This window comes from Desulfoluna sp. (assembly GCF_030145185.1).
In the GTDB taxonomy this organism is placed as follows: Bacteria; Desulfobacterota; Desulfobacteria; order Desulfobacterales; family Desulfolunaceae; genus Desulfoluna.
Genome location: NZ_JAQYWB010000068.1, coordinates 19,931 through 31,028, shown reverse-complemented (window position 1 = coordinate 31,028; position 11,098 = coordinate 19,931). Strand labels below are relative to the sequence as shown.

Annotated in this window: 9 protein-coding genes and 1 tRNA gene; 4 read left to right on the top strand and 6 right to left on the bottom strand. The window is 56.0% G+C overall.

Annotation, left to right across the window (positions count from 1 at the left end; genetic code table 11):
- Positions 1-33 precede the first annotated feature (33 nt).
- Genes Q1Q75_RS18280 through Q1Q75_RS18260 form a run of 5 tightly spaced genes read right to left on the bottom strand, consistent with a single transcriptional unit; the run spans position 34 to position 5,507 of the window.
- Positions 34-669 carry an ATP-binding cassette domain-containing protein gene (locus Q1Q75_RS18280; RefSeq protein WP_300673619.1) on the bottom strand — a complete coding sequence of 212 codons (636 nt, stop codon included), beginning with the start codon at positions 667-669 and terminating at the stop codon, positions 34-36.
- Positions 666-1,433 carry an ABC transporter permease gene (locus Q1Q75_RS18275; protein ID WP_300673616.1) on the bottom strand — a complete coding sequence of 256 codons (768 nt, stop codon included), beginning with the start codon at positions 1,431-1,433 and terminating at the stop codon, positions 666-668. The genes Q1Q75_RS18280 and Q1Q75_RS18275 overlap by 4 nt, the downstream gene beginning before the upstream one ends.
- Positions 1,430-2,449 (bottom strand): hypothetical protein, encoded by a 1,020-nt coding sequence (locus Q1Q75_RS18270; RefSeq protein ID WP_300673613.1) that lies wholly within the window; start codon positions 2,447-2,449, stop codon positions 1,430-1,432. Before Q1Q75_RS18270 ends, Q1Q75_RS18275 begins: the two co-directional genes overlap by 4 nt.
- A 3-nt stretch (positions 2,450-2,452) precedes the next feature.
- A complete protein-coding gene (locus Q1Q75_RS18265; protein ID WP_300673611.1) occupies positions 2,453-3,454 on the bottom strand; it encodes a class I SAM-dependent methyltransferase in 1,002 nt (333 codons plus the stop codon).
- A 37-nt stretch (positions 3,455-3,491) separates the two neighbouring features.
- Entirely contained in the window at positions 3,492-5,507 is a 2,016-nt protein-coding gene (locus Q1Q75_RS18260) for a TonB-dependent receptor (protein ID WP_300673608.1), read from the bottom strand.
- 971 nt (positions 5,508-6,478) lie between these two features.
- Between Q1Q75_RS18260 and Q1Q75_RS18255 the strand changes: the two genes are divergently transcribed.
- The gene (locus Q1Q75_RS18255; RefSeq protein ID WP_300673606.1) at positions 6,479-7,171 is read left to right on the top strand and encodes a Fic family protein; all 693 of its coding nucleotides are present in this window, start codon (positions 6,479-6,481) and stop codon (positions 7,169-7,171) included.
- Positions 7,172-7,425: 254 nt separating this feature from the next.
- On the opposite strand, the gene Q1Q75_RS18250 is transcribed toward Q1Q75_RS18255, so the two are convergent.
- A tRNA-Sec gene (locus Q1Q75_RS18250) sits at positions 7,426-7,523 on the bottom strand.
- A 366-nt stretch (positions 7,524-7,889) separates the two neighbouring features.
- Between Q1Q75_RS18250 and Q1Q75_RS18245 the strand changes: the two genes are divergently transcribed.
- The 3 genes from Q1Q75_RS18245 to Q1Q75_RS18235 all read left to right on the top strand — a co-directional run bounded on the left by Q1Q75_RS18245 (position 7,890) and on the right by Q1Q75_RS18235 (position 10,995).
- Positions 7,890-9,032: a M20/M25/M40 family metallo-hydrolase gene (locus Q1Q75_RS18245; protein WP_300673604.1), complete on the top strand. Its 1,143-nt coding sequence runs from the start codon at positions 7,890-7,892 to the stop codon at positions 9,030-9,032.
- Positions 9,033-9,034: 2 nt separating this feature from the next.
- Positions 9,035-10,249, top strand: coding sequence for a nickel pincer cofactor biosynthesis protein LarC (gene larC / locus Q1Q75_RS18240; RefSeq protein WP_300673602.1), 1,215 nt, complete (start codon positions 9,035-9,037; stop codon positions 10,247-10,249).
- Positions 10,250-10,521: 272 nt separating this feature from the next.
- Positions 10,522-10,995 (top strand): phosphatidylglycerophosphatase A, encoded by a 474-nt coding sequence (locus Q1Q75_RS18235; protein WP_300673599.1) that lies wholly within the window; start codon positions 10,522-10,524, stop codon positions 10,993-10,995.
- Positions 10,996-11,098 lie beyond the last annotated feature (103 nt).

Below are 11,098 nucleotides of genomic sequence, written 5' to 3'. Positions count from 1 at the left end.
GAGAGTTTAAGAGACAGGCACCTGCATGTCCACCTATCCCGCAAGGGGCAATTGCACCAACGTATCCGGGGTGGTCAGGGTGTAAAGGGTATTGGCGGTGTGGATCATTGCGTCCACGTCGTGGGTGACGTGAATCACGGTGGCCACTTTTTTACTAAGGGCTTGTTCCAGGTGCTGGCAGATGGACTCCCGCAGGGCGGGGTCAAGGCCGGTAAAGGGTTCGTCAAGGAGGAGGAGGTCCGGCTCGATGGCAAGGGCCCGGGCAATGGAGACCCGTTGTTTCATGCCCCCTGAGAGCTGGTCCGGGTAGCTGTGTTCAAACCCTGAGAGCCCCATGTCGGCAAGGCAGGTGATTCCGGTTTTTCGTGCATTTAGTCTTTTTTCTCCCCTGGCGATGAGAGGGAGGGTCACGTTTTCCAGGGCGGTGTTCCAAGGCAGGAGGCGGGGCTCCTGGAAGACGTACCCGGTTCTACAGGTGTGGCGGATCACCAGGCCAGAGGTCGGGATAACAAGGCCTGCGATAAGCTTCAATATAGTGGATTTTCCTGCACCGCTGGGTCCTGTCACGGCCATGCGCTGGCCCTCCGGTATGGTCAAGTTGAGATTTCGCAGTACCTCACGATTTTTGAATACCATGTTCACATCGATGAGCTCAACGGCCGGTTTCATGATTCCCTCCACAGGTATTTTTCTTTTAATGGTGTCAGCAGGAAAAATTCGATGCCCCCGACGATGGACATGCTGATCAGGGCCAGGGCATAAAGCTCCGGGGTATCGAGGTTGGTCCGGGAGATGGCCAGGCAGTGGCCGATGCCGTTGTTGGCCCCAAGGACTTCGGCCAGGACAACGACCCGAATCCCGTTTCCCACGGCAATGACCGCAGCCGAAAAGAACGGGCCGGCAACGGTCATGGCGTAGATGCGCCGCAGTTTCATGGCAGGGGGAAACCGGTAGATCTCGGCCATCTCAAGAAGGGACCTGTCCACCGAGGCCATGGCCTGGGAGACATTGATATAAACCACCGGCGCGATGGTGCATGCTGTGATGCTTATTACCATGAGGTTTCCCATGCCGAACCAGAGCATAAAAACCACCACGATGACCACCCCGGGGATGGTCATCAGCATCCACCGCAGGGGCTCGATCATCAGCCTGAACGGGTCAAAGAACCCGGCCAAAAGGCCTAAACTTCCGCCGACGAGGATGCCAAACACCAGGGCCAGGGCGACCCGCTTCAGGCTCACGGCAAAATGCTGGACAATAAAGGATGGATCGCACAGCAGCCTGACCGCGGCACCCAGGGTCTCCAGGGGCGAGGCCACCACAAGGCCCGAGTAGTGGCTGGCGATGAGCTGCCAGGCCAGGATAAGCAACAGGATACCGGAGAGCCGGAAAGCAAAGCGCCCGGTTTGACCGTGGACCGTCCCCCTCATTGTGTCACCAGAAAAAAATCGTCCCCCGGGAACTTGCCCCCTGTGGCCCGAGGGGCTTGTTGTGAGAGTTGTTTAAGGAAGAAAAGGGCGTCGGAAAAAGCCTTTTCCCCGCGGGTCATGTGGATGTCCACCCCGGGGAGAATTCCGTTCTTGGATTGCGCAGCCAGCGCCGGGAAGCTTTTTCCCGCCATGGCCAGAGTTTTTTCGGGGTGTGCTGCGATGCTGGCGACTCCTTTTTCATACTCCTGGAGGATGCGGCCGACCATGGCGGGGTCGTCCAGGGCGTCCCCAAAAACAGCAAACCCACTGACACAAAGGGGCTTTCCCTTAAACTTTTTTTTCCAGAGCTTTCGCAAATCCAGGTGCTTGGCAAGGAGAGGCGCCCCTTTGGGGGCCATCTCTTTGGAACGCATGACGGCAAGGGTCGCTGCAGGCTCGGCCAGGAGGGCGTGGCGCCCTTTGCCGAGGAGCAACAGATTCACGGCCTCTAAAGCGCCCCCCGTGTGGTGCCGGGTAATTCCAGGAGTCTGCGAGCCCAGAAGTGCGTTAAAAAGAAGCTCCGGCATCTCCTTGTGGCCAAAGGGAAAAAGGAGATGCCCGGTGAGACCCTCCAGGCCAGTACCCACGGAATCTGCCGTGGACACGATCCAAAGGGGGGATTCAAAGAGGGCCGCAAGTCGGGTATGAACCCCTTTGTGGTAAAAAAGCGAAGCCGCCGCCGTGGTGACAATGGCCCCGTCCACCTGCCCTCCTGCGATCATGGCCCGGATCTGGTCGGGAGAGTGCCAGGGAATGAATTGAACCGTCATGGCCGGGTCGTCAAAGGTCATGCCGGACATCATGGCAAAGGGGAGGCTTTCGGCCACAGGGGGGCCGGAGAGCCGGATCACCGGGCCATTGGCGGCCCAGGTGTTTTCCGGCTGTGTGGCCGCCAGACACAAGGCGACCACGATAAAAAGCAGAAAACGCGAAAAAAACACCCTGGGACGCCCCGAGATTCGTCCAGCGTTCGTCATGGTCTATCCTCTCTGTTTTCGGGCAATGGTCAGCTCGACTTCCCCCACGGGCAGATCAAGGGGCGAGGTCTCCACCGAGTCAAACCCGGCACGCCGAAGGTGCTCGGCGATCTCCCCTTTTTCAAACACATAGTTCTGGCCTTCAAGGGCCAGGGAGAGCCTGGAGAGCACCACATGCTCCGGGGCTGTCCCCTCGCCCGTGGTCCCCTCGTGGAGGCTGATAAAAACCCCGCCATCATTCAGGGCCCCATGGAGGCGTGAGAAAAAGGCTGAGAATTCTTTGACATAATAAAGGTTGTGACTTGCCCAGATGATGTCGTAGCCGTTGCCGAAGTCCGTGGTGTTGTAATCTCCTTTGATGTAGGAAATCCTGGGCCCCATCCCCTCTTTTGCCACCTCCTTTTCCGCCAGGCTAATGATGGCCGGTAGATCAAAGAGAACGCCCTCCATGGCCGGGTGTCGCTTAAGAATCTCCATACACATCAGGCCGGGACCGCACCCGATATCCATCATTTTTGAGGCAGATTTAAATTCAGGCAGGGCCTCGATGGTGTCAGCGGCAAGGGCGGCTATCCCGGCCCGCTGGTACGGCGTCAGGTGCTTGACCGATGCCTGCCATTTACTCTCGTCGGCGAGGCGATCCTCTTTTTTCACCGGGGGCGACCCTGCGTGGACCAGCTCTTCGATACGATGAATGTTCCGGTGCTGCATGCGCGATAAGTTCAAGACCATGTCCCCCAAATAGACCGGGCTCTCCTTTCGCAGGGAGGTGTCAGCAAAAGCCAAGTTAAGATAGTGCCCGCCGTGTTTTACAGCCAGTCCGAGGCCTGCCATGCTGTCCAGAAAGTGGGTTAGATTTTCAATATCTGTCTCTCCGGGCAGGGCCGCGGCAATGCCCTTGGGATCCGAAACCTCTGCCAGGATGTCTGCCATGCCCATCTCCACGGCCGCCTTGAGGATGGCCATGCGAACGGGGCCCTGGAGGACTTCGAAAATGGGTGTCATGGGATTTCGCCCGTTGCTAACAAACAGGTGGGTCATATTAAAGCCTCCAGTTGAGTGTCAGTCCAAAGGTAAGGGGTTCGCCGTCTTCAACCATGGTGAAGCCCTTCATGTTTTTAACTTTTTTTGTGGCATACGCCTCGTCCAGGAGATTTTTGCAGTAGACGGAGATGTCAAAGCGCCCCAAGGCGTAGCCGATCTTGAGGTTCACCAGGGCGTAGCCGTCATCTTTCAGGGTGTTGGCCGCATCAAAGTACTGTTTTCCGGCCCCGGACACATCGGCGATGCCGTAGAGGCCGTTGTTCATGTAGTAGCCCAGCCCGGCGTTCCAGGTGAACTCCGGTGCCCATGGCAAGGTGTTGCCGGAATAATCGAAGGGCATGCCCCCTGTGGTCCCCTGCCAGGTGTCGATCTCCGTGTCGGACAGGCCGACACCTGCAAAGACCTCCAGATTGCCCACGGGCAGGGCGGTAAGGTCCAGCTCAATGCCCTGGCTGTGGGCTTTGCCTGCGTTGGAGAATTTCCAAACGCCTTGCCCCCCTCCCGGCACCTCTTCCCTGACCTGCTTGTCATCGATGTCGATGTAGAAAAGGGAAAAATCTGCCTTGAGACGTCGGTCAAAGAAGGTGGCCTTAAGGCCGGTTTCGTAGTTCACGGTGTATTCGGGTTCATAGCCGAAGGTCTCTTCGGAGTTTGCCGAAAAGTAGTTGAAGCCCCCGGCAAGCCAGCCCCGAGCGCAGGTGGCGTAAGCCGTCAGATTGTCGGCCAGGGAGTAGGAGGCCGAGGCCATGGGGAGCCATTCCGTTTCGGAGAGCTTCTCGTCGAAGGTGACGAGCCCCTTGCTGCTGGTGGAGACCTGGCTCCCTTCGGCCGTGGCGTGCTCCCTTCGCAGGCCGCCGGTGAGTTTCAGCTTGTCCGTAAGCCGGTAGGTTGCCTGGCCGAAAAGGGCATAGCCTTCGTTTTCCGAATCCGTCACTCGTTTTTTTGACTTGGAGGCTATGTCATGGTTCAATGCCATGGCGGTGTCCAGATCTTCAGTGAACCCGAAGAGACCGACCACCCAGGAGACAGGAGCTTCCCCTTCGGAGGCGACACGGAATTCCTGGCTCCAGTTGTCCTGATCAATCGCCATCTCCGTGGTCCCCAGATTGATCGGAGTCCGGTCGAAATCATGAATAAAATCTTTTGTAAATTGGCGGTTGCTGGTGATGGAGGTGAGTCGGGCTGTGTCGCCCCGCCAGTTCATCTTCACCACGCCGCCGCCCCCCTCCTCATCGGTGCGGTCTTCACCATTGGAACGAACCTTGTGCCTGCCTGAGGCCTGGGGGCCGTCCTCAAAACGCAGGGTGCTGATTCCCTTGTCCCGGTCGGTCGCGTCTATGGTGGTGACAAGTTCGAAACGCTCCCCCGGCGTCCACCGCAAGGTGCCACGGGCCGAGGTGGTCTCTTCATCGGCCACGTCGTCTTTGCCGGTCACCTCATTTTCTATAAAACCGTCGCTTTTGCGGCCGGTGACCGACAATCCCAGAAAGAGGGTATCCTTCATGACCGGTCCGCTCACCGACGCTTCGCCGCACCAGGTGGCATTGTTTCCCGCCGTGAGGCTGGCCGAGGCCTTGAGTTCATCCCCGGGCTCCTCCAGAACGACGTTAATAATCCCGGATTCGCTGTTTCGGCCATACAGGGTGCCCTGGGGACCGCGAAGGACCTCCACCCGTTTTACGTTCGTGAGCCGCTGGTTCTGCATGTAACTCAAGGGGTAAGAGACATCGTTGATGTAAAGCCCCATGGGGCTGAACAGCGAGGTGTCAATGGTGGAGATCCCCCGGGAGACAAAGGTGTCTCCGGAGTTTGCCTTTTTAAAATAGACGTTGGGGATAAAGCGAGTCAGCTCGGAGAGATCGTTGATCTCATGGTCTGTGATAAACTGACCATCCTTGACCGTGATGCTTCCGGCGAACTCATCTAAGGAGGACTCCCGCTTGCTCGCGGTGATGACCATGTCATCCAGAGCGCGTTGGGAGGCATCAGAGGCAAAAACAGAGGGCGTAGCCAACAAAAAGAATATGCACGTTGCAAGGGCACCCCGTTTTATCGGGGCTGAATACGATGTCATCTTCACAAACATAACTCCTTTACCTTAAAAGGCTGCCGGGTGAACGCATGAAACCTCTCGGCCTTGCAGGAGCACCTGTCCTGCGGGGTCGTCCAGGCATCGGTTCACCTTTCCAAAGTTCCAGTGGGGAGGATATATTGCTTCAGTTTGCCGTGAATCTTTTTTATGTGGGTAAGGTAACGAATCCGCTTTTAAAAAAAGCCGCCAGCGGAAAGGTGAGCCACCTTGAAAGCGGGTTGTGTATGCCAGGCCACGCCGGAGGCATAAGCAGGTCTGGCACAAATCATGTGGGCTCGCTGACCTGTCTCAAAATCTGCCAGAACATCTCTATTTTGTTCACGTCTTCTCCGTGTGCGTGGTATGGCGGTTACCGCAACGTACCGTGAGAATACCAGAGGAAGCGTTACGGATGAACGTGATGAACCCGATGTGGTGTATTGATGTGAACGGTTTTTACGGATCAGGAAGGCTGAGGTCTGCAGGCGCTCCTCGGGTGCAAAAGGTCACATGATCGTATGGTTCATCATGCAGGCAATCCACCCAAAGGATCTGCTGCTTTATGAGTCGCGGGCTGATAGCCGCGATGTGTTTGTTTACCTGTCGTGAAAATTGATGTCAACTCAAATTTTGCCGAGCCTAACATTTTTATATGCTCCGTATGGCTATTCTGAATATCGACGAACAGAGGGCCTGCCGGAACCAGAAACCCGTATACTCCGTTCTCAGCGCATTCTCAGGGGGACAGGCAACATGCGCTCGACTGGACCCATGAAATATCCGAAATAGGTTTCTTCTGAAAATTGTGCACGCATACTTACATACTTATTTGATATTTTGCTTAAAGTACCGTAAATATACTAAGTTATATCTATCCTGAGTTGCTGTAACAAAAATCAAATGGATAAAATATCATGGTTATTTCAGACACATATTCAAATATGACCCCCAATAAAAGAATGGCTAAATACCTGGCCATTCGCGAAGTACCTTCTTTGGTTTACGAAGCTGTTAACCTTGAAGGAGTCTTAATGACATTGCCTGAAGTCCAAACCATCTTAGATGGGGTAACGGTTGGTGGGCATAAAATCAGTGATCAAACGATGGTTATTAATCAGGCAAAAACATGGGGCCGTCTTTTTGAACTAATCGATGAAGATCATTTTGACTTTACGAAACCTGTTGCCCTTGAACTTCACAACATAGCGGGTAGGGAAGAAGCCTTCGAATGGGGGGTATTTCGCTCGGGGAACGTTTCGATCAGTGGATCTGACTATGAGCCACCTTCCGCTGATCAACTCGATAAAATATGGCTGAAAACCGAATCTGAAATCGAGTTAGCCACAGACGTTTATGACAAAGCTATTTCAGCTTTTCTAAACATGGCACGCGCCCAATTTTTCTGGGATGTAAATAAAAGAATGGGCCGATTTATGATGAATGGTATTCTACTCAACGAGGGCTACCCCATCATTAATGTCCCGGTAAAGCGCCAACTCGAATTCAATGAGTACATGTTAGAGTTCTATTCATCAAATGACATGAAAAACATGAACCAATTCTTACGAAGCTGCATCAATGAAAAAATCATTGCAAACTTCAAGTAAGGTTTTGCAATTGCCTCACACTGACTCCAGAGTTCCCGGGGCCCAGCAACATGAGCTTGCCGTTGTTTTTCAAGGAGGCCACCGACCACTTTGAAATGAGGCACGCGTCGTGCCTATCCCACGGCAAATCTTCGAGCCCTCTCAACCCTCTTTATAAGTGTCCCACCTCGCCACCGGAGTCTGTCTTCCGGCGTTGTGCGAGTCCAAAAATAAAAAACCCCGATACGATGACTCGTATCGGGATTTTTAATATATGGCGGAAGCACATGGGAATCGAACCCACCCGGGACGGTGTTAACGCCCCACACCGGATTTGAAGTCCGGGAGCATCACCAGAACGCTGCGTGCTTCCATGCGTTTAATGCTGGTTTTACGAAGGTGACCTTACCTGCATCGGGGCGGCGTTGTCAACTGTTTTCAAAGCTCGCAGAGGGCTTTTTCCCGTTGAAACGTGGCCTCCCATCAGGTAATGTCGAGGAGTGTCAAGCCGGGATGCCGGAGGGTCTGACCCGTCACGGGTGTTTTTACGTGCATCATGACAGCCACCCTTCACAAGGCGTTCTCCTTGCCTGGTTGCGTCGCAAGGGCCATGGTCCATTCGTTGCCGAGGCGATCCCGAAGCTCTGTTTGCCTAATTTTTCAAAAGCATAGTCCCCGACAGGGCCGTCGGAGGCTCTTTTGAGTTACACGAAACCCACCAGATGAAAGCATAGAATCCATGATAAATACAAAGCGACTCACCGAACGATTTATCCGCCTTGCCGAAACAGACAGCCCCTCCAGACACGAAAAAGCCGTGGCCGACATGCTGGCCAGCGAGCTGAAGGCCCTGGGAGCCGAGGTCTCTTTTGATAACGCCCACGAGGCGTGCGGAAGCCAGACGGGCAACCTGATTGCCCGGATTCCCGGCACCGTGGACAAGACGCCCCTGATGCTGAGCGCCCACATGGATACGGTCACCCCGGGTGAAGGGGTGAAGGTGGTCTTTGAAAACGGGGTCTTTCGAAGCGCGGGAGAGACCGTCCTGGGAGGCGATGACAAAAGCTCTCTGGCTATCATCCTCGAGGTCATGCAGACCCTCATTGAAAAAGACCTGCCCCGCCCCCCCGTTGAAATTGTCTTTACCGTCTGTGAAGAGATCGGCCTTTTGGGAGCCAAAAGCTTTGACCTCGAAACACTCCAGGCGACCATGGGGTACATCCTGGACTCCCAGGACACCGAGGCGGTGGTAACCAACGCCCCCTTTGCCGTGCACTATAAAATCACGGTCACCGGCCTCTCCGCCCATGCAGGGATGGAGCCAGAAAAAGGGGTCAACGCCATCTCCGTGGCCTCAGACGCCATCACCCGCATCTCCTGCGGACGCATCGACTCTGAAACCACCTGCAACATTGGCAAAATCGAAGGGGGCGCCGCCACCAATATCGTTCCGGATTGCGTGGTGCTCACCGGGGAAGCCAGAAGCCATACCAAGGCCAAACTGGACACCATCTTAGATGGCATCCGAGACGCCTTTCAGGAAGCCGTGGTCCGCGCCGGAGGCGGCGATGACGAGAGCCTGCCCCGTTACGAGATCGAGGTAAACGAAGACTTTCCCGGCACCAGCGTGCCCCACGACCATGCCATGGTCCTTCTGGCCCAGGAAGCGGGTAAAGAACTGGGCCGCACCATCGTTACCCAGCGCGTGGGCGGAGGCTCTGATGCCAACGTCTTTTTTGGCAAAGGGCTGATGGCAGGGGTTCTGGGCTCTGGCATGACCGATGTCCACACCACCAGCGAGTCCATCACCCTGGCGGATATGACCGCCTCTGCCGAGCTTCTCCATGCCATTCTGACCCGATACGCAAGGCAGGGAGCCTAAGCATGCATCTTTATATGGACTGTTTTTCCGGTCTCAGCGGAGATATGGCCATGGGCGCCCTGATTGATCTCGGGGTGCCTGTCTCCTGGATCAAAGCCCAACTCACGCCCCTTCTCCAGGATCGATTCAATATCACCTGTGAGAAGGTCTTCAAAAGCGGGATTCACGCCGTGGATGTAACGGTGCACGATCACAGCCACGCCCATCACGGCGGAGATCACCACCACCATCACGCCCTGGATTACCGGAAAATCCGGGATCTCATCCAGGGGTCCTCCCTGAGCGCTGCGGTCCAGAAACGCTCCCTGGCGGTGTTTGAACGCATTGCCGTGGCCGAGGCAAAAATCCACGGCTGCGCCATCGACACCGTCCACTTCCACGAAGTGGGGGGAATCGACGCCGTGGTGGACATCGTGGGCGTCATCCTGGCCATGGAATACCTGAAGATCACCCACGTCACCGCCTCTCCCCTTCCCCTGGGAAGCGGCACGGTGACCTGTGCCCATGGCGTTCTTCCTGTCCCGGCCCCGGCGACCCTGGAGATTCTTAAAGGGATCCCCGTCTACGGATGCGACTCCGGATGCGAAATTATCACCCCCACAGGCGCAGCCCTGGCCGCCGAACTGTCCGACAGCTTTGGCCCCATGCCCCAGCGGGTGGTCACGGCCGTGGGCTACGGAGCCGGAAAACGGGAAACCATAGGTCTCCCCAATCTGGTGCGCATGGTCCTGTGTGAGACACCGGCCGAGGCCGACACCGTGGTGGAGCTCTCCTGCAACATCGATGACATGACGCCCGAGCTCCTCGGTCATGCCATGCAGACGCTTCTGAAGGCAGGCGCCCTTGACGTCTGGTTCACCCCCATCCAGATGAAGAAAAACCGGCCCGCCAGCCAGCTCTCCTGCCTCTGCCGGGAAGAGAACCGAAAATCTCTGACAGAAAGAATCCTTACGGAGACCACCACCATCGGAATTCGCTGGCAACGCCTCAGCCGAACCACCCTGACACGCAGCCCCCTGACCCTGACCTGCCCCGCAGGAGACGTGGCCGCCAAAGAGGTGAGCCTCCCCGACGGATCCAAACGGATCACCCCGGAATACGAGGCCTGCAAAGCCCTGGCTGAAGCAAAAGGGTGCCCGCTGGCAGAAATCTACGGTCAGGCAATATGCGCAGCCCAGGAGCTGTTGAAAAAAGCCAAGCCTCCGGCGGCAAGGTGAGCCACCTTGAAAGCGGGTTTGCTAATGGGCATCGGGAATTACCATAATAGGAGCCCTGAGGCTTGGAACAACCGTCAACCGGTTTATCTGACTCATCAAAAAAAGCATCTGTTCTTCGTTCGTGGTTCTTCGTGCTTGGTTATGGAGTCGCTTCGCTCTGTCTATTGGTTAAATAAGGCATGAGCGTGGCGAATACATCGAACGAAGAACCAGGAACGACCTTAACCATAGAAGGCGACACCCAACTCAATACGTGACAAAAGGACAAAGCAATGCAGCTCTCTGATAAACACATCCTCTTCCTCGCCACAGGCTTCGGCTCCGGCAACGCCCCCTTCTCCCCCGGCACCTTCGGCAGCGCAGCCGCCCTGCCCCTCTGCATCCTGGTCTGGCTCTCGGGCCTTGCCTTCGGCACCCCCTTTTCTTTCCTGCTCATCACCGCCCTCATCGTCGTCTCAGTCGTGGTATCCGAAAAAGCCGAAAAACTACTCGGAGAAAAAGACCCATCGCGCGTTGTCATCGATGAGTTCGCTGGCATGCTCGTCACCTTTGCCGGCGTCACCCTCACCTGGAAAGTCGCCCTGGCAGGGTTCCTCCTCTTCCGCTTCTTCGATATCCTTAAACCCATCCCCGTCCGCACCCTGGAAAAAGTGCTCCCCGGCGGCGCTGGCATCGTTATGGATGACGTGGCCGCAGGCGTCATGGCAGGTCTTGTTCTCCAGATCGGCCTGTGGGTGGTGGGATAGAAATAAAGGGCAAGGTACAAGAAAAAAGGGCAAAAGCCTCCGGCGGCCCTGCCGGGGGCCAAACGTTTGATCCGCCTTCGCCCGAGGGCTACGGCGCGACAAG